Here is an 18,459-nt window from a genome sequence, read left to right on the forward strand (position 1 = left end):
GCCCGCCATTTGTGTCAGGGTTCGGCGAGTTCTTATGAAAAGCCGACTTTCGAGGCCCTATGGCAATTCTGGCAGCCGTCTACCACCTGACCCATTACAAATATGACCGGCCGGTCGTCCTCGGCCCTCAAATCGTCAGGCTGCAGCCGGCGCCGCATTCCCGCACCAAGGTGCTCAGCCATTCGCTGAGGGTCGGGCCGGCAAACCACTTCGTCAATCTGCAGCAGGATCCCTACGGCAATTTCCTGGCCCGCTTCGTCTTCCCCGAGCCGGTGACGGAATTGAAGATCGAGGTCGATCTCGTTGCCGACATGACGGTCTACAATCCATTCGATTTCTTCGTCGAGCCGTCGGCCGAAACGTTCCCATTCGAATACCCCGAAGAGATCAGGGACGATCTCACCATCTACCGGACGCCCGAGCCGGCAGGGGTGCTGTTGCAGGCGTTCCTGAAGAGCATCGACCGCAGCCCGACCAACACCGTCAACTTTGTCGTCGACCTCAATGCCAGGCTGCAGCGCGAAATCGCCTACATCGTGCGCATGGAAACCGGCGTGTTCTCGCCCGAGGAAACGCTGGCCGCCGGCAAGGGATCGTGCCGGGATTCAAGCTGGCTCCTGGTGCAGATCCTGAGGAACCTCGGCATCGCCGCGCGTTTCGTCTCCGGCTACCTGATCCAGCTCAAACCCGACCTTGTCGCGCTTGACGGGCCGCCCGGCACCGCGACCGATTTCACTGACCTCCATGCCTGGTGCGAGGTCTATCTGCCGGGCGCCGGCTGGATCGGTTTCGACCCTACCTCCGGCCTGCTCACCGGCGAAAGCCATGTGCCGCTCGCGGCGACGCCGCATTTCCGCAATGCAGCACCCATTTCCGGCATGGCGAGCTTCGCCAATGTCGAGTTCGGCTTCGACATGCGGGTCGACCGCATCGCCGAGCACCCACGCATCACCAAGCCGTTCTCCGACGAAAGCTGGCAAGCACTGGACGCGCTGGGCGTCGAGGTCGATGCCGCGCTCCAGGCCGGCGACGTGCGGCTGACCATGGGCGGTGAGCCGACCTTCGTCTCGATCGACGATTTTGAGGCGGCCGAGTGGAACACGGCAGCCGTCGGGCCGACCAAGCGGGGAAAGGCCGATGCGCTGATCCGCCGACTGCGCGAGCGCTTCGCGCCCGGCGGCTTCCTGCACTACGGCCAGGGCAAGTGGTACCCCGGCGAAAGCCTGCCGCGCTGGACGTTCTCGCTCTACTGGCGCACCGATGGCGAGCCGGTGTGGAGCGACCCGTCGCTGATCGCGCATGAAAAGAGCGAAGCGGATGTCGGACCGAAGCAGGCCGAAAGCCTGCTGACGGCGATTGCCGATGAACTCGGCATCGACAAGACCATGGTCAGCGAAGCCTATGAGGATCCGGCCGAATGGCTGCTCAAGGAAGGCAAGCTGCCGAAGAATGTCGATCCGTCCAATTCGAAGCTGGAGGACCCGGAGGAGCGCAGCCGCATGGCGCGGGTGTTCGAACGCGGGCTGACCAAGCCGTCGGGCTATGTGCTGCCCGTCCAGCGCTGGAACAGCCAGGCGTCCGAACCGCGCTGGCGCTCGGAGAAATGGAAGACGCGGCGCGGCAGGCTGTTCCTGGTGCCGGGCGATTCTCCGGTCGGCTATCGCCTGCCGCTCGGCACGCTGCCCTACGTGCCGCCGGCGCAGTTTCCCTATATCGTGCCGGTCGATCCATCGCTGCCGCGCGGACCGCTGCCGGCGCGCGAGGCTATTTTGCCTGAGGCCGCTCCTTTGTCAGAGGCGGCACCGGCCGAACTGGAAGGCGCCGACGAAATGGCGCGCCGCCAGCAGGCGGTCTCCTTCACGGCCGCCACCGGCCAGCAGGATCGTGTCGAACAGGAGATCACTGAGATCGGCGGCGCCGTGCGCACCGCGCTTTCGGTCGAGCCGCGCGACGGCCGACTTTGCGTGTTCATGCCGCCGGTCGAGGCGCTGGAGGATTATCTCGAACTGGTCGCGGCGGCGGAGAACGCTGCAAAGGCGATCGGCCTGCCGGTACATATCGAGGGCTACGGCCCGCCGCACGATCCGCGCCTCAACGTCATCCGTGTGGCTCCGGATCCCGGTGTCATCGAGGTGAACATCCATCCAGCCGCGAATTGGCAGGATTGCGTGGCGACGACAACGGCGATCTACGAAGAGGCGCGGCAGACGCGGCTTGGCGCCGACAAATTCATGATCGACGGCCGCCACACCGGCACCGGCGGCGGCAATCATGTCGTCGTCGGCGGCGCCACACCCAATGACAGTCCGTTCCTGCGCCGGCCCGACCTGTTGAAGAGCCTGGTGCTGCAGTGGCAGCGGCATCCGTCGCTCTCTTATCTGTTCTCCGGCCTGTTCATCGGCCCGACCAGCCAGGCGCCGCGCTTCGACGAGGCGCGCCACGATTCGCTCTATGAGCTCGAAATCGCGATGGCGCAGGTGCCGCATCCGGACAAGGGCGCGGCACCCCTGCCGTGGCTGATCGACCGGCTGTTCCGCAACCTCCTGACCGACGTAACGGGAAATACCCACCGCTCGGAAATCTGCATCGACAAGCTGTTTTCACCCGATGGCCCGACCGGCCGGCTAGGGCTGGTCGAATTCCGCGGCTTCGAGATGCCGCCCAACGCACGCATGAGCCTGGCGCAGCAATTGCTCGTGCGCGCCATCATCGCCCGGGCCTGGAAGAACCCGCTCGACGGCCGTTTCGTGCGCTGGGGCACGTCCCTGCACGATCGTTTCATGCTGCCGCATTACGTCTGGGCTGACTTTCTCGACGTGCTCGACGACCTCAAGCTGAACGGTTTTGCCTTCCGTCCGGAATGGTTCGACGCCCAACTCGAATTCCGCTTCCCGTTCTGCGGCGAGGTCCAGCATGCCGGCATCAAGCTGGAGCTCAGGCAGGCACTGGAGCCGTGGCATGTGATGGGCGAGCAAGGGGCGATCGGCGGCACGGTGCGCTTCGTCGATTCCTCCGTCGAGCGGCTGCAGGTGAAGACCGAAGGGCTCAACCCGGAGCGTCACGCCATCGTCTGCAATGGCCGCCTGGTGCCGATGAAGGTGACCGACAACCGCGAAATCGCGGTGGCGGGCGTTCGCTTCAAGGCCTGGCAGCCGGCTTCGGGCCTGCATCCGGCGCTACCGGTCAACACGCCGCTGGTTTTCGACATCTATGACCGCTGGTCGGGCCGCGCGGTCGGCGGTTGCGTCTATCATGTCGCGCATCCCGGCGGGCGCAGCTACGACACGTTCCCGGTCAATGGCAACGAAGCGGAGGCGCGACGGCTCGCCCGCTTCGAGCCGCGTGGCCACACGCCGTCCAGCTATGTGCTGCGCAACGAAGAAGCCTCTGAAGATTTCCCGATGACCCTTGACCTTCGGCGGCCGCAAAGACTCTGATCAGCAATGGCGAAGGGGAATCACAAGAAGCTGCGCAGCAAGCCGCAGACCCACAATCTGCTGGCGCACTACCAGCCAATCGACGGCGCCGTCGACGAGATGGTCGATGCGTCGGGCAATCCGCGGCCGGCCTGGCGTCACTTCATCGAGGCACTGGAGGAACTAGGGCCGGAAAAGCTTGCCCAGCGCTTCGCCCGCGCCGACCAGTATCTGCGCGATGCCGGTGTCTATTACCGCGTCTATGACAAGGCCGGCGCCAATGAACGGGAATGGCCGCTGGCGCATGTGCCGCTGCTGATCGAGGAGCAGGAATGGGCTGACATCAGCGCCGGCCTGGTCCAGCGCGCCGATCTGTTCGAGGAGACCATCGCCGACATTTATGGGCCCAACCGGCTGGTCGAGAAAGACATTCTGCCGGCTGGATTGATCGCGGCCAGCCCGGAATATTTGCGGCCCGTCGTCGGCACCAGGCCGGCCAGCGGCCATTTCCTGCACTTCTGCGCGTTCGAGCTCGGCCGTGGTCCGGACGGCCGCTGGTGGGTGCTTGGCGATCGCACGCAGGCGCCGTCGGGCGCCGGCTTTGCACTGGAGAACCGCGTCGCCACCACGCGCGCGCTGTCCGACATCTATGGCGAGATGCATGTGCACCGCTTGGCCGGCTTTTTCCGTCGCTTCCGCGACGCGCTGAACGGCATGGCCAAGGAGACCGGCGGCCGTGTCGCCATCCTGACGCCGGGACCGCTGAACGAAACCTATTACGAACATGCCTATATCGCGCGCTATCTCGGCATCATGCTGCTCGAGGGCGAGGACCTGACCGTCTCAGGCGGCAGGCTGATGGTGCGCACGGTTTCGGGGCTGATGCCGGTGAGCGTGCTGTGGCGGCGGCTCGACGCCGCCTTCGCTGATCCGCTTGAATTGCGGCCGGATTCCCAGATCGGCACGCCGGGGCTGGTCGAAGCGATCCGGCAAGGGGCGGTTTCGGCCGTCAACGCGTTGGGCTCCGGCCTGATGGAGACACGCGCGCTGCTCGCCTTCCTGCCGAAGATTTCGCGCGCCCTGCGCAACGAGGAGCTGCTGCTGCCGACCGTCGCGACATGGTGGTGCGGGCAGGAGACCGAACGTCGGCATGTGCTCGCCAATATCGATCGCATGGTGATCGGCCCGGCGTTGTCGACACGGCTTGCCTTCGAGGACGACGGCTCGACCAAGCTCGGTTCGGCGCTGTCGGCCGAGGAGCGGGCCGAACTCGTTGCCCGGATCGAGCGGGACGGCGGCGACTTCGTCGGCCAGGAAGCAGTGACGCTTTCGACCACCCCGGTCTATGTCGGCGGCTGGCTGGAGCCGCGGCCGGCAAGCCTGCGCGTCTATCTGGCGCGGACGCCGGAAGGCTGGACGGTGATGCCCGGCGGTTTCGCCCGTGTCGGTTTTTCGCTCGACCCGACGGCGATCGCCATGCAGCGCGGCGGCCAGGCGGCGGATGTATGGGTGGTCAGCGACAGGCCGGTGGAGCGCGAGACGCTGCTGCCGCAGGAGCATGATAGCTTCACGCGCACCTTGCCGGGCAGCCTGCCCAGCCGCGCGGCGGAGAACCTGACATGGCTCGGCCGCTATATCGAGCGATCGGAAGACACGGTGCGCATTCTGCGCGCCTACCACGTGCGGCTGGCCGAGACATCCGATCCCGAGATGCCGCTGCTCGCCGACATCAGAGACTATCTCGCGCCCTTCGGCATCGACGTCGAGACGGCAATCCCATTGGGGCTGATCGGCACGCTGGACAGCGCGGTTTACAGCGCCGGGCAGATCCGCGACCGCTTCTCGCCCGATGGATGGCTGGCATTGAAGGATCTGTCGAAGACCATCCATCAATTTGCCGCGACAGTGGCGCCGGGCGACGACGCGACAAGGGCAATGACGGTCATCCTGCGCAAGCTGGCCGGGTTTTCCGGCCTGCTGCATGAGAACATGTACCGCTTCACCGGCTGGCGTTTCCTGGAAATCGGCCGCAGGCTGGAACGTGGCATCCAGATCGCCCGCACGCTCGCCCGGCTGACCAGAGCCCAGGCGCCGGAAGGCGCGCTCGACATGATGCTGGAGATCGGCGACAGCGTCATGACCCACCGTCGGCAATATCCGGTGCAGGCGGGACGGCGCACGGTGGTCGACCTTCTGGCGCTCGATCCGCTCAACCCGCGCTCAATCCTTTTCCAGCTCGAACGGCTGAAGGCCGAAATCGCGCTGCTGCCCGCTGTCGGCGGTGAAGGCCATATGTCGCCGGCGGCCAAGGAAATCTTGCAGCTCAACACGTCGATCGCCATCAAGGAGCCCTCGGACATGACGACCAAGGCCCTCGGCGATCTCGCCAATGAAATCGGCGGCCTCTACAACAGCCTCTCCAAAGCCTATTTCGGGTAGAGACGGCATGCTCTACGACATCAGGCTTCACCTGCGTTCCGACTATGATGCGGCGGCCGGCGGCGGCCGCCATCAGGTGCGCGTGTTGCCGCCGACCATCCCTGGCGTGCAGCGCGTCATCGCCGCTTCACTGTCTTTTGTGCCGGCGCCCAGCGAACGCTCCGACTTTTCCGACTTTTTCGGCAACAGTGTCACCTCGATCGCCTTTCGTGACGCGCATGATGCGCTCGATATCAGGATGAGCGCGCGTGTTTCAGTGTCGCGGCCGGAGCCCGGGCTTGACGTATCGCCGGACATACGCCGGCTGAGGGAAGAACTCGGCGCGGTGCACTCGCTGGCGCCGGCTTCGCCGCATCATTTTCTGGCCGCCAGCGATCATGCCGGCATCGACGCGGCAATCACTGCCTATGCGAAAGACAGTGCCGGCAGTTCGACGGTCGGCACGGCCATGGCTCTGTGCAACCGCATTCACCGCGATTTCACCTATGATGGCGAGGCGACCACCGTGCAGACGCGGGCCAGCGACGCCTTCGGCCTGAAGCGCGGCGTCTGCCAGGATTTTTCCCACATCATGATCGCCGGCCTGCGCGGCCTCGGCATTCCTGCAGGCTATGTCAGCGGGTTCCTGCGTACCATCCCGCCACGCGGAAAGCCGCGGCTCGAAGGCGCCGACGCCATGCATGCCTGGGTCAAGGTGTGGTGCGGGCGCGATACCTGCTGGCAGGAATTCGATCCGACCAACGGCATGCGGGCAAGCAACGACCATATCACGGTCGGCTATGGCCGCGACTACTCGGACGTGGCGCCGATCGTCGGCGTGCTGAAAACCACGGGCGGGCAGGTTGGCGAGCAGGCAGTCGACGTCATACCGGTCGTGCTCGAAAAGGCGTGACGACGCACTTCCTCGTTGCACGGCGTCGTCGATAGGCTGTCCTGGCAATCGAGAGGCGGTGGAACCCGCAGCCAGCAAGCGGCTTATCTACGGAAATTCCGTGGAGAGGACATGCTCGACAAATCCGGGTCGTCGTCTGGCCGATCGGCTGTGAGGAAAGCTGCACCAAAGAACGGGGTGCCGCGGAACGGAGCGCTGGAGAACGGCGCGCAAGCCTCGGCTGTTAGGGCCTCGCTCAACTATGTCAGCGACATCGAACCCGGTATTCATCGGCTGCGTTCAGGCAAGGGGTTCTCGTACAAGGGACCGGACGGGCGTGCCGTCGATAAGGATGCGCTGACACGCATCAAGGCGCTCGCCATTCCACCGGCCTGGACGGATGTGTGGATCTCGCCGGATGCCGACGGTCACATTCAGGCGACCGGCCGGGACCAGCGCGGGCGCAAGCAATACCGCTATCATCCGCACTGGGCCGAGGAGCGGGACGGGGTCAAATATTCGAGCCTCATCGCCTTCGCCGAAAGCCTGCCTGAACTGCGACGGCAGATCGATGTCGATTTGCGCCGTCACGGGCTGCCGCTGGAACGGGTCGTGGCGGCTATCGTCTGGTTGCTCGACAACACGATGATCCGCGTCGGCAATGCCGCCTATGCGCGCGACAACCAGAGTTTTGGTCTGACCACGCTGCGCGATCGCCATGTCGACATCAAGGGCTCGAGCCTGCGTTTCGCCTTCAAGGGCAAGTCAGGCAAGGAATGGAGATTGAAGCTCGTCGATCGACGGATCGCCAAGATCGTGCGTGGAGCGCAGGACCTGCCGGGCCAAAAGCTGTTCCAGTATCTCGACGAGGATGGAAACAGGCATCCGGTGCGCTCAGACGACGTCAACCGCTATATCAGGGAGAACGCCGGCGTGGATTTCAGCTCCAAGCATTTCAGAACCTGGGGCGGTACCATTCATGCCGCCTCGCTGTTTGCTCAAACCGAACGTCCTGAAAGCCAGGCGCAGCAGAAGAGGGCGATGAACAGCGTCATCGACAAGGTTGCCGAGCGGCTCGGCAATACGCGCACAGTCTGTCGCCAATGCTACATCCATCCGGAAGTCTTCCGCGCCTGGTCCGAAGGGCGGCTGCTTAGCGAAATGGCGGACGCGAACAAAGGCAAGCGCCCGATCGCCGGGCTCGACGACGAGGAGGCGCTGGTCCTGAGATGGCTGAAGGCGAGGGAAGGCTGACGCCGGACGGGCGATTTTTTTGTCGACGCCATGTCGGCATCGGTCCTACTGTTTCGTCCTTTGATAGAGAAAAGGACGACCCATGCTCTACGCGATCCTCTGCTATGCCTCCGAAGACGTTGTCTGCTCCTGGAGCAAGGAACAGGACGATGCTGTCATGGAAAAACTCCTGGGCGTACAGGAAAGATATGCCCAGGCGGGCCGGCTTGGCCCGGTGGCGCGGCTGCTGCCGACGACCGCCGCGACAACGCTGAGAAAGGTCAAGGGCGAAGCGGTCGTCATCGATGGTCCGTTTGCCGAAACCAAGGAACAGTTCCTCGGTTTCTACACGCTCGAATGCGCCGACCTCGATGAGGCTGTCGACTTCGCGCGCGAGCTTTCCGAGGTCAACCCGAGCGGCGGCTCTTACGAGATCCGGCCGGTCTCCCTCTTCAATCCCGCCAAGGTTTCTGCATGACCGAACTTGCCTGGATCAGCACGGCAATCAGCACCGCTCGCCCGCAGGCGATGGGGGCATTGCTGCGCTACTTCCGCGACCTCGACGCGGCGGAGGAAGCATTCCAGGACGCCTGCCTGAGGGCACTGAACAACTGGCCGAAAAACGGCCCGCCGCGCGATCCGGCAGCCTGGCTGATCTTCGTCGGCCGCAACAGCGGCATCGATGCGGTGCGCAAGCGCGCCAAGCAGGCGCCGCTGCCGGAGGAGGACCAGATCTCCGATCTCGAAGATGCCGAGAGCGACATCGCCGAGCGGCTGGACGGCGCGCATTACCGCGACGATATTTTGCGGCTGCTGTTCATCTGCTGTCATCCCGACCTGCCGGCCACTCAGCAGATCGCGGTGGCGCTGCGCATCGTTTCCGGCCTGACGGTCAAGCAGATCGCCCGCGCCTTTCTCGTCGGGGAAAGCGCGATGGAGCAGCGTATCACTCGAGCCAAGGCTCGCATCGCCGATGCCGGCGTGCCGTTCGAGACGCCGGGAGCGGTCGAGCGCTCCGAACGGCTCGCCGCCGTCGCTGCCATGGTCTACCTGATCTTCAACGAAGGCTACTCCAGCAACAGCGGCGAGGCATCCGCCCGTGCGCCGCTTTGCGAAGAAGCGATCCGGCTGGCCCGGCTGCTGCTCAGGCTGTTCCAGACCGAGCCGGAGATCATGGGACTGACGGCGCTTTTGTTGCTCCAGCATGCACGTGCGCCGGCTCGCTTCGACGAGAACGGCGAGATCGTGCTGCTCGAAGACCAGGACCGCAGCCTGTGGAGCCGCAAGATGATCGATGAGGGCCTGGCGCTGGTCGATAAGGCGTTGCGCCATCGCAAGCCCGGTCCCTACCAGGTACAAGCGGCGATCGCCGCCTTGCATGCTCGGGCGGAAAAGCCCGAGGAGACGGACTGGAACGAGATCGACCTGCTCTACGGGCTGCTCGAGCAGATGCAGCCGTCGCCGGTGGTGACCCTCAATCGCGCCGTCGCGGTCTCCAAGGTGCGTGGACCGGAAGCGGCACTTGCCATGATCGAGCCGCTGGAAGGAAGGCTTTCCGGCTATTTCCACTTCTTCGGCCTCAAGGGCGGCCTGCTGATGCAGCTTGGCCGCGGCGAGGAGGCGCGCGTCGCTTTCGACCGCGCCATCGCGCTTGCCAACACGGCCGCCGAGGCAGCGCATATCCGCATGCATATCGACCGGCTGATGAAAGAAGGCGCTAAGCAAACGGCGCATTGATCCGACGCCTCCGCCTGGTTCAACGGTCTGATCTTTGGCTTAGACCATGCCGGGGTGGCGATTTTTCCCTGAAACGAGTAATGCCACGCCATGACAGCGCCCGATGTGCCGACCGGCACAGAGACGGCATGGCGCAAGGCTTGGACCGAAGTGCTTTTGTTTTATGCATGTCGTTGTCCCAAAACCGCTGCGCACTTTTGGGCGACATGCATTATGAGCGGCGGGATATGAAAGGGATAAAAATGACGATTGCGAAGGAAACGGCCGGGCTTCTGGCGAAACTGGGCGTTGCCGAGGGCGCGCTTACGGGCGGCGATCTTATCGTGCGCAGCCCGGTGACCGGCGAGCAGATCGCCGCGCTGAAGACCATCTCGCCGGCCGATGCGGCAACGACCATCGACAATGCCCACGAAGCTTTCCTGGCGTGGCGGCAGGTGCCAGCTCCCAAGCGTGGAGAGCTGGTGCGGCTGCTCGGCGAAGAGTTGCGCACACACAAGGCCGAGCTTGGCCGGTTGGTATCGATCGAAGTTGGCAAGATCCCATCCGAGGGTCTTGGCGAAGTGCAGGAAATGCTCGACATCTGCGATTTCGCCGTCGGTCTTTCTCGGCAATTGTACGGCCTGACCATCGCCACCGAGCGTCCCGGCCATCGCATGATGGAAACCTGGCATCCGCTCGGCGTGGTCGGCGTCATTTCGGCCTTCAACTTTCCGGTGGCGGTATGGTCGTGGAACGCGGCACTTGCGCTGGTCTGCGGCGACGCGGTTGTGTGGAAGCCGTCTGAGAAGACGCCGCTGACGGCGCTCGCCTGCGAAGCGATCTTCAAGCGCGCGGCAAAGCGTTTCGGCGATGCGCCGGAAGGGCTGGCGCCGGTGCTGATCGGTGATCGCGCCGTCGGAGAGATCATGGTGGACCATCCGAAGGTGCCGCTGGTTTCGGCCACCGGCTCGACCCGCATGGGCCGGGATGTCGGTCCGCGTCTGGCGAAACGCTTCGCGCGTGCCGTGCTGGAGCTCGGCGGCAACAATGCCGGCATCGTCTGCCCGACGGCCGATCTCGACATGGCGCTGCGTGCCATCGCCTTCGGCGCCATGGGCACGGCCGGTCAGCGCTGCACGACGCTCAGGCGCCTGTTCGTGCATGACAGCGTCTATGATGCCTTGGTTCCGCGCCTGAAGAAAGCCTATGAGAGCGTCTCGGTCGGCAATCCGCTGGAGACCAGTGCTCTCGTCGGCCCGCTGATCGACAAGGCTGCCTACGAGAACATGCAGAAGGCGCTGGAGGAGGCGGCTTCGAATGGCGGCACGACAACCGGCGGAATGCGGGTCGAGAACGGCCAGCCTGAGGCTTACTACGTGCGTCCGGCGCTGGTCGAAATGCCGCGGCAGGTTTCGCCGGTGACGGAGGAGACCTTCGCGCCGATCCTTTATGTGATGAAATATTCTGACTTCGACGCCGTGCTCGACGAGCACAATGCGGTGGGAGCGGGGCTGTCGTCGTCGATCTTCACCCGCGACCTGCAGGAATCCGAGCGCTTTCTCGGCGTCGACGGCTCGGATTGCGGCATCGCCAACGTCAATATCGGCACATCCGGGGCCGAGATCGGTGGCGCCTTCGGTGGCGAGAAGGAAACCGGCGGCGGCCGCGAGAGCGGTTCCGATGCCTGGAAGGCCTATATGCGGCGCGCCACCAATACGGTGAACTATTCCAAGGCGCTGCCGCTTGCGCAGGGCGTGTCGTTCGACATCGACTAAGAAGGCCTTGTCGTGGCGGCGCCAAAGCCGCCACGCCGGCTTTGAAGTGAGCGGTCAGCCGTCCCCGCAAGATACAAAACAGTTATCGAAGGCTGCATCGATGATGGCGAGCTTGACCGCCTGGGCGGTCATGTATTCCTGGTAGAACTCGCTCGACAACCACATGACCGAATGACCGCGCTGGCCCAGCCAGCCGATGCTGCCGAGTTCCTCGGCATCGCGCAATTTGCGTGACAAATGGGTCCGGGAAAGCTTGAGCCAGTTCGCGAAATCTCCGATCGAGACGACACCGGTCGGAATCCGGTCCAGGCCGGCATGATCGGGATCGACGCCGGATATCAGCCAATCCATGACGATGCCGCCATTGTCGAGCCAGGTGAACAACGAAAAGGTCTGTCTCGGCTCCCGCACGGCATGCGACGAAAGCAGGCCGTCGGCCACCAGCGGCTGCAGTTTGGCGAGCACGTCCGGATGTGCGACGAATGCAGCCAGTCGAGATCCATTGTCCAGGCTGTCCAGCGTTTTCAGATGAGCCATGAACCAGCCGGCGACCGTCTCCAGAGTGCCCGCGGTTGGCTCAAAGGGGCGGATGCGCCCGTATTTGATCGGCAGATGCCGGATGAAACCGTAATGCAGCATCTCCTTCAGGAAGGCGTCGGCGGTGTTGCGGCTGGCTACCGAATGCTGGTGGATGTCGCCCATGAACCGTGCAGACGTAAGTCCCTTGCGATGATCGTCCGGCTCTCGATCGAAATACAAGGCAAGGCCGATATGGGCCATCAGCCAACGCTGTTGCGTGGCGAACACGGAAGCCAGCCGCGGGTTCGCTTCATAGGTCTCGAGCAGCGTCCGGGATTGAGCCTGGACATGGCGACGCAATGCCGAATGGCCGGCAATGTTTTCAGAATCCAGCGCCATCCCCGCCGAGCCCAACCAAACTTTGCAACCGGAAATACCGGTCACAATTTCAGCCTTCGCCGGTCGTGTCCAGAGCCGCCGAACCGGGATACAAGCTGAATTCCGCCCGGATAACTAGCTGAATTCCCCGAGATGGTCGCCGATGACCCCGCTCTCGCGAGGCGCTGATCTCGCTGCAGAAGGCTGGCCTGCTCGAACCCACCAATGGGGCTTCGCCTGTCCAGCCCGTGCTCCCGTCGATGGCCAAGCGGAACCAACACAAGTTTTGCTCGTTGATGAGCGCCGATTGGACTGAGACAGTGAGGAACTACAATATGGAGAATGGCCTTTTCGCCACGCCGCCTGCAGCTTTCCGGCAAACAGAGTCGGTCTGGCTACGGGCGCTCAAGTGGCTGTTGCGCCGAGTGCGCAGCGCCTCCGACAGCTCGGGAACCATGTTGAAGCCAATCCTTTCCGGACCCGAGGATGATAGCGGGCCCACTCCGCCTCGACGCGCTTGAGGCCGATCGCGCTGCGATCTTGACGCCAAAAATGACCGCTCACATATCTTTTTAGGGCCGGCGCCGACGGCCATGCGGTGGATGACCGCTGCGGAGGCCGGACGCGGCGGCGTGTCCGCCTGACCCAGCGAGGGCGGCATCATGCCGCTGCCGTCCGTCGTTGCGCCGACCCGGACCCGGACACAGCCGGTTGCGGCGCAACGCCGGGAACCATCGGGCATGCTTGGCTATTAGATACAGGCGGCTGCTGGTCTGCCGGGCCAGGAGCCATTGCTTATGATCATCGATCCTCCACCGAAAAGTGCTATCCCGGCATCCGTTCCGTCGGTCGATCCAAAAGCCGCCCCGACGCCTCGCAATGCCGAAGCGGAGGTCTTTTATATCGAAGCGATCCGCGAACTTGTCGCGACCGGCATCCCCTTTCTAGTCGCCGGCACCTATGCCGTAAGCGCCTATACCGGGATCACCCGCCTGACCAAGGATCTCGACATTTTCTGCAAGGCCGGCGACTGCCCGCGCATCCTCGCCCATTTCAAGCGCATCGGCTACGCCGTCGTGGTCGAGGACGACCGGTGGCTCGGCAAAGTGTTCAAGGGCACGCATTTTTTCGACGTCATTTTCGTCTCGATGAACGGCACAATGCCTGTCGACGACCAGTGGCTGGAGCACGCACGTCAGGGCGAATTGCTGGGCAGCCAGGTGCGGATTATCGGTCCCACCGAGCTTATCTGGTCCAAATGTTTCATCCAGGACCGGGGCCGCCACGATGGCGCCGACATCTCGCACACCATCCTCAAGGCGCACGACCAGATCGACTGGCAAAGGCTGCTTTCCTACATGGAAGTTCATTGGGAAGTTCTGCTGATGCATCTCTTGAACTTCCGATGGATCTATCCGTCGGAGCGGGGCCGCGTGCCCGCCTGGCTGCTCGACGAGCTGCTTGACCGGCTGGCCAAGCAGCGCGAATTGCCACCTTCCCGGATGAAAATCTGCCGTGGGCGCATGCTTTCACGAACCGACTATGAGATCGACGTCAAGGACTGGGGCTTTGCCGACGTCGGCGGTGAAGGAGAACATAGCAATGGCTGACGAGCTCGAAACTGCTTCGCCGAAGGCGGAAAACGGCAGCGCACTCAAAGTCGCCGCCATTGGCGATCTGCATGTCGGCAAGGAGGACCGGGCCTCGTACCGCGATCTTTTCGGCGAGATGTCGCGTGAAGCCCAGGTTCTCGTGCTGACGGGCGACCTTACCAATCTCGGCAAGCCTCGGGAGGCCGAAATCCTTGCCGAGGAACTGCGTGCCTGCACGATCCCGGTCGTCGCCGTACTTGGCAATCACGACTATGAGTCAGGCGCCGTCGAGCAGGTCTCCGACATTCTGCGCCAGGCGGGCGTTCACCTGCTCGACGGCGAGGCGACAGAGATTCACGAGGTCGGGTTCGTTGGGGTCAAGGGTTTCGTTGGCGGTTTTGGGTCGCGCATGCTCGGCTCCTTCGGCGAACCGGCGATCAAGTCAATGGTGGCGGAAAGCGTGAACGAAGCGATGCGGCTTGAAAACGCGATGCGGCAGGTCCGCGCCAAACGCACGCTTGTCGTTCTGCACTACGCGCCTGTCGTCGAGACGGTCGTAGGCGAGCCGCTGGAGATCTTCCCGTTTCTCGGTTCATCGCGCCTGGCCGAGACAATAGACCGGTTCCAGGTCAGCGCGGTGGTGCATGGTCATGCGCATCGCGGCGCCTACGAGGGCCGCACGCCGGGCGGGGCGCCGGTCTATAACGTTGCCATGCATGTCGCCAAGCCGACCGGCCGTCCCTACGCCATGCTCGAAATCTGACAGGCGCCGCCACTGGCGCAAGCAATCGCCAGTACACACTGCAGAACGATCACAGCAATTGCCGGCGGAAAGACGTCCGCTTCGGTGGAATGTCGTTTTCATCCGGATTGGGAACGGGGTCCTCGTCGGGGAGCCTGTCGGGATCCGGCTCACGCACGGGCTTGGGATCGGGGATAGGAGGCGGCGGCACCGGGGTCGGTATCGGCTCGGGTGTGGGAATAGTGGCCATCGTAATCATCTCCTCTTGGCGCAGAACAACGCAATGGGCCAGCTGGTTCCCGCCTTCCTCGTTTTGGAAACCACACCGTCTTGCCTGCGGGTCAGCCCATCTCCGGATTCGCCTGGCTGCTGCCCGACTTGCGCGACCGCAGCAGCAGCGCAATCGGAACGAACAGGGCGGTTGCCACCGCGCAGTAACGGAAGACATCGACATAGGCGAGCAGCGTGGCCTGGCGGGCGATCAACTGGCCGAGCCAGCCAATCGCCTGCTGCTTCGCCTCGACCATCGCCGAACCATGGGCGACGAAATGCTCGGTCGCCTGCCGAAGCACCTGCTGATAGGCGGGCGACGATTGCACGGTGTGGCCGACCAGATTCGATTGATGGATTTGGGAGCTTTGCGCAATAACGGTGTTGGACAGCGACACGCCGATGCTGCCGCCGATATTGCGTGCAACGTTGATCAGCGCCGATGCCTGGTTGGTCTGTTGCGGGGGCAGGCCGACATAGGCCGCGGTTGAAATGGGAATGAACAGGAACGGCAGCCCGACCATCAGGAAGACACGGGCAAAGGCAAAGAAGCGGAAGCTGGCGTCCGGGGTAAGTGAGGTCATGTGCCAAAGGGCGACTGCGACCACCGACATGCCCATCATGATCAGGTATTTGGGCTGCACGATGCTGCCTACAAATCCGGACACCGGCATCAAGATCAGCATGGCGATGCCGCCCGGCATCATCGAAAGGCCCGAGAGCGTCGCGGTGTAGGCAAATGTCGTCTGCTGCAGCTGCGGCACGATCTGGGTGGTGCTGAACAGGATAGCACCGACCGCCATCATAACCAGGAAGGCCGTGCCGAACTGGCGAGTGAACAATAGGCGCATGTCGACGACCGGATCGCTGCGGCTGATTTCCCATGGGATGAGCAGCAGGAACGCGATCGCGGAAATCACTGCGAAAGTCGTAATGAAATTCGAGGCGAACCAGTCGTAGCGTTGGCCTCGGTCGAGGAAGATCTCCAGGCATCCCAATGCCGTCGCCACCAGGATGAACCCGACCCCGTCGATCTTCAGGCCGCCTTTCAGCCGTTCCTTGCGTTCGCGTTCGAGTACGTCCGGTTCGACCAACAGCCATTGCACCAGTGCCAGCGACAGGATGCCGAACGGCACGTTGATGAAGAAGATCCAGTGCCAGGAGAAATGGTCCGTCAGCCAGCCGCCGATCGTCGGCCCGACCGTCGGCGCGACGATGACGGCAATGCCGTAAAGCGCGAAGGCTTGCGAGCGCTTTTCCGGCGGAAAGGTGTCGGCAAGGATCGATTGCTCGCTTGGCGCCATGCCGCCGCCGCCGAGGCCCTGAAGGATCCTGAACAGGATAAGCAGTTCCAGGTTGGGCGCCAGTCCGCACAGCAGCGAGGCGACGGTGAAGATCGCCACGCAGAGCATGTAGTAGCGCTTGCGGCCGACAACGCTTGCCAGCCAGCCGCTGACCGGGATGATCACCGAGTTGGCAACGAGATAGGTGGTAATGACCCAGGTGCTTTCGTCCATCCGGCCGCCAGGCTCCCGGCGATGTTGCGCAGGGCGACATTGGCGATCGAGGTGTCCACCAGACCGGCTTTCGCCGTGATTTCTGGCGGCTTCGCCGCTCATCGCACCTTGACCGTCGGCACCACCGACAGACCTGGGCCAAGAAGCATATCGGGCGGCTTGTCGAAGACGATCTTGACCGGTACGCGCTGCACCACCTTGACGTAGTTGCCGGTGGCGTTTTCGGCCGGCAGGAGGCTGAAGGCGGTGCCGCTGCCGGCCTGGATGCTGTCGACGCGGCCATGGAAGGACTTGTCCGGGTAGGCGTCGATGTCGATGTCGACCGGCTGTCCGGGCCGCATCAGGTCGAGCTGCGTCTCCTTGAAGTTGGCCTTCACCCAGACCTCGTCGGGAACGAACATCATCAATACCTGGCCGGGTTGGGCGTAGGTGCCGTCAGCGGCCGAAATGCTCGTTGCACGCCCGGCGACCGGTGCTGTGATGGTCGTGCGCGACAGCGTCGTGCGGGCTTGATCCTGGCTGGCCTTGGCCTGCTCAAGCTGCGCCTCGGCGCTCCTGGCCTGTGCCTGCAAGACCGAAACCTGGCTTTTTGCCGAGGCGACATTGGCCTCGGCGCTGTCCAGCGCGGCCTGGTCCTGACGCAGCGTCGATGCCGCCTGCTGCGCCTGCTGCTGCGTTGCCGTGCCCCTGGCCAGGAGTTCGCGATTGCGCTGATCCTCGGCCTTAGCGAAATCCAGCGCTGCCTTGGCCTGTGCAACCTGCCTCTGCGCGGCGTTCACCTTTGCGTTTTGAGCCTCGATCTGGGCGGTGACATTGACGATTTCGGCCTCGGCCGCGGCGACGCCGGCATCGGCCTGCTTCAGGTTTGCCTGATAATCGCTGTCATCGATGCGCAGGAGGACATCGCCCGCCTGCACGTGCTGATTGTCGGTAACCGCCAGCTCGGTGATGCGGCCGGCGATTTGGGCGCCGATCGTCACCGTGCGGGCGTCGATGAAGGCGTCGTCGGTCGATTCGTACTGGCCGGCGTTCGGCCACCAGATCACGACGCCTGCCGCGACGAGCAACAGCGCAAGCGCGACCGCTGCCGTCGCATAGGGATGGCGCTTGGGAAAGCCGAGCAGACCGGCCTTTCGTTGCGAGGCATCCCCGTCGGGCTTTTCCTGCCGGGGCCCTGCCGATCGCTCACGAGATTCTCGAACCCGGGCCGGTTGCTCCCGAGTTTCATTTACAGGCTCGACGTCTTGTTCGACGCTTTGAGGCTTCGTGTCCAACGGAATGGCTTTCAAGATTGATATTGCAGCCGCCGGAGCGGACGCAAAGCCAAACGGCAAGCTTCCGCAAAAGTTCCTGTCCGGAATGGGTTCGGTTAACGGGTCGACATCGAACCCACCGAGCGGCGCGGGCGCGTTGGAACTCGAGCACCGCTTCACCGTATGCTTCATGTTGCGGCGGTCCGGCCTTGTCAGCGCTCCACGGCGCGATAATTGCTCATAAAGGCGTGGGCAATTTCACCTGTCGACAGGAGCCGACCATGAAACATCAAACACTCGACCAACTGCATGCCGTCGCGGAAGTTGAGTCCTTCGCGGCGTATCCGGCGATGACTCGAAACCAGCGGATTGAACGTTGGGCAGAACTTCTCGAGCAAAACCCGACGCGATGCCTTGGAGCGCTTCCGGGCACCGAATATATGAACAGGGAAGCGCGTGACAGATCGCGTGGCGCTGGGACGCCGCTCACTGTCGCTTTCGAGGATCCGGTTCTGCGTGCCATGGGCCTGAATGACGATACCTATGGTGAGGCAAAGCGCTTCTTCGAACTGAGCGACCGGCAGTTGCACCAAATCGTCTGCCATTGCCATGTCGGTGCTACGATGCAAGCGCGATGGGCCGCTGCCAGGGTGCGCGGGATAGTCCGCGGCAACAGATTTGTTGCCTGGATGAAGGGGTTGATCGTGCATTGACGCGGTACGAGGAACGGCGGAACAC

The 18,459-nt window shown here is 63.5% G+C and carries 14 protein-coding genes; 10 read left to right on the forward strand and 4 right to left on the reverse strand.

What is annotated here, in order from left to right; all coding sequences use genetic code 11:
- Positions 1–59: 59 nt before the first annotated feature.
- The 7 genes from NKI85_RS11405 (at position 60) to amaB (ending at position 11,450) form a co-directional block, all read left to right on the forward strand.
- Positions 60–3,437, forward strand: a complete 3,378-nt coding sequence (locus NKI85_RS11405; RefSeq protein WP_352776749.1) for a transglutaminase family protein — start codon at positions 60–62, stop codon at positions 3,435–3,437.
- 6 nt (positions 3,438–3,443) lie between these two features.
- The gene (locus tag NKI85_RS11410; RefSeq protein ID WP_352524541.1) at positions 3,444–5,855 is read left to right on the forward strand and encodes a circularly permuted type 2 ATP-grasp protein; all 2,412 of its coding nucleotides are present in this window, start codon (positions 3,444–3,446) and stop codon (positions 5,853–5,855) included.
- A gap of 7 nt (positions 5,856–5,862) precedes the next feature.
- Positions 5,863–6,747: a transglutaminase family protein gene (locus tag NKI85_RS11415; RefSeq protein WP_352524540.1), complete on the forward strand. Its 885-nt coding sequence runs from the start codon at positions 5,863–5,865 to the stop codon at positions 6,745–6,747.
- Positions 6,748–6,858: 111 nt separating this feature from the next.
- Positions 6,859–7,980 carry a DNA topoisomerase IB gene (locus NKI85_RS11420; RefSeq protein WP_352524539.1) on the forward strand — a complete coding sequence of 374 codons (1,122 nt, stop codon included), beginning with the start codon at positions 6,859–6,861 and terminating at the stop codon, positions 7,978–7,980.
- An 82-nt stretch (positions 7,981–8,062) separates the two neighbouring features.
- Positions 8,063–8,437 carry a YciI family protein gene (locus NKI85_RS11425; protein ID WP_352524538.1) on the forward strand — a complete coding sequence of 125 codons (375 nt, stop codon included), beginning with the start codon at positions 8,063–8,065 and terminating at the stop codon, positions 8,435–8,437.
- Positions 8,434–9,696, forward strand: a complete 1,263-nt coding sequence (locus tag NKI85_RS11430) for an RNA polymerase sigma factor (RefSeq protein ID WP_352524537.1) — start codon at positions 8,434–8,436, stop codon at positions 9,694–9,696. The genes NKI85_RS11425 and NKI85_RS11430 overlap by 4 nt, the downstream gene beginning before the upstream one ends.
- A gap of 242 nt (positions 9,697–9,938) precedes the next feature.
- A complete protein-coding gene (amaB, locus tag NKI85_RS11435; protein ID WP_352524536.1) occupies positions 9,939–11,450 on the forward strand; it encodes an L-piperidine-6-carboxylate dehydrogenase in 1,512 nt (503 codons plus the stop codon).
- 54 nt (positions 11,451–11,504) lie between these two features.
- On the opposite strand, the gene NKI85_RS11440 is transcribed toward amaB, so the two are convergent.
- Entirely contained in the window at positions 11,505–12,368 is an 864-nt protein-coding gene (locus tag NKI85_RS11440) for a hypothetical protein (protein WP_352524535.1), read from the reverse strand.
- Between the two features lie 776 nt (positions 12,369–13,144).
- Here NKI85_RS11440 and NKI85_RS11445 point away from each other — a divergent pair.
- Positions 13,145–13,957, forward strand: coding sequence for a hypothetical protein (locus NKI85_RS11445; protein WP_352524534.1), 813 nt, complete (start codon positions 13,145–13,147; stop codon positions 13,955–13,957).
- Complete coding sequence (locus NKI85_RS11450) at positions 13,950–14,702, forward strand: metallophosphoesterase family protein (RefSeq protein WP_352524533.1); 753 nt, start codon at positions 13,950–13,952, stop codon at positions 14,700–14,702. The genes NKI85_RS11445 and NKI85_RS11450 overlap by 8 nt, the downstream gene beginning before the upstream one ends.
- A 49-nt stretch (positions 14,703–14,751) precedes the next feature.
- On the opposite strand, the gene NKI85_RS11455 is transcribed toward NKI85_RS11450, so the two are convergent.
- The 3 genes from NKI85_RS11455 to NKI85_RS11465 form a co-directional block, all read right to left on the reverse strand.
- Positions 14,752–14,931 (reverse strand): hypothetical protein, encoded by a 180-nt coding sequence (locus tag NKI85_RS11455; RefSeq protein WP_352524531.1) that lies wholly within the window; start codon positions 14,929–14,931, stop codon positions 14,752–14,754.
- 91 nt (positions 14,932–15,022) lie between these two features.
- Complete coding sequence (locus NKI85_RS11460; protein WP_352776750.1) at positions 15,023–16,468, reverse strand: DHA2 family efflux MFS transporter permease subunit; 1,446 nt, start codon at positions 16,466–16,468, stop codon at positions 15,023–15,025.
- Positions 16,469–16,566: 98 nt separating this feature from the next.
- Entirely contained in the window at positions 16,567–17,742 is a 1,176-nt protein-coding gene (locus tag NKI85_RS11465) for an HlyD family secretion protein (protein ID WP_352776751.1), read from the reverse strand.
- A gap of 260 nt (positions 17,743–18,002) precedes the next feature.
- Here NKI85_RS11465 and NKI85_RS11470 point away from each other — a divergent pair, with 260 nt between their 5' ends.
- Positions 18,003–18,434, forward strand: a complete 432-nt coding sequence (locus NKI85_RS11470; RefSeq protein ID WP_352465792.1) for a hypothetical protein — start codon at positions 18,003–18,005, stop codon at positions 18,432–18,434.
- The last annotated feature ends 25 nt before the right edge of the window (positions 18,435–18,459 follow it).

It is taken from the genome of Mesorhizobium sp. M0571, from assembly GCF_040320985.1.
GTDB lineage: Bacteria > Pseudomonadota > Alphaproteobacteria > Rhizobiales > Rhizobiaceae > Mesorhizobium.

What these genes read in the sequence shown, in the direction of transcription:
- NKI85_RS11405 (WP_352776749.1), top strand. Translation starts at nt 60, where the DNA reads ATGGCAATTCTGGCAGCCGTCTACCACCTGACCCATTACAAATATGAC.
- NKI85_RS11410 (WP_352524541.1), top strand. Translation starts at nt 3,444, where the DNA reads ATGGCGAAGGGGAATCACAAGAAGCTGCGCAGCAAGCCGCAGACCCAC.
- NKI85_RS11415 (WP_352524540.1), top strand. Translation starts at nt 5,863, where the DNA reads ATGCTCTACGACATCAGGCTTCACCTGCGTTCCGACTATGATGCGGCG.
- NKI85_RS11420 (WP_352524539.1), top strand. Translation starts at nt 6,859, where the DNA reads ATGCTCGACAAATCCGGGTCGTCGTCTGGCCGATCGGCTGTGAGGAAA.
- NKI85_RS11425 (WP_352524538.1), top strand. Translation starts at nt 8,063, where the DNA reads ATGCTCTACGCGATCCTCTGCTATGCCTCCGAAGACGTTGTCTGCTCC.
- NKI85_RS11430 (WP_352524537.1), top strand. Translation starts at nt 8,434, where the DNA reads ATGACCGAACTTGCCTGGATCAGCACGGCAATCAGCACCGCTCGCCCG.
- amaB (WP_352524536.1), top strand. Translation starts at nt 9,939, where the DNA reads ATGACGATTGCGAAGGAAACGGCCGGGCTTCTGGCGAAACTGGGCGTT.
- NKI85_RS11440 (WP_352524535.1), bottom strand. Translation starts at nt 12,368, where the DNA reads ATGGCGCTGGATTCTGAAAACATTGCCGGCCATTCGGCATTGCGTCGC.
- NKI85_RS11445 (WP_352524534.1), top strand. Translation starts at nt 13,145, where the DNA reads ATGATCATCGATCCTCCACCGAAAAGTGCTATCCCGGCATCCGTTCCG.
- NKI85_RS11450 (WP_352524533.1), top strand. Translation starts at nt 13,950, where the DNA reads ATGGCTGACGAGCTCGAAACTGCTTCGCCGAAGGCGGAAAACGGCAGC.
- NKI85_RS11455 (WP_352524531.1), bottom strand. Translation starts at nt 14,931, where the DNA reads ATGGCCACTATTCCCACACCCGAGCCGATACCGACCCCGGTGCCGCCG.
- NKI85_RS11460 (WP_352776750.1), bottom strand. Translation starts at nt 16,468, where the DNA reads ATGGACGAAAGCACCTGGGTCATTACCACCTATCTCGTTGCCAACTCG.
- NKI85_RS11470 (WP_352465792.1), top strand. Translation starts at nt 18,003, where the DNA reads ATGAAACATCAAACACTCGACCAACTGCATGCCGTCGCGGAAGTTGAG.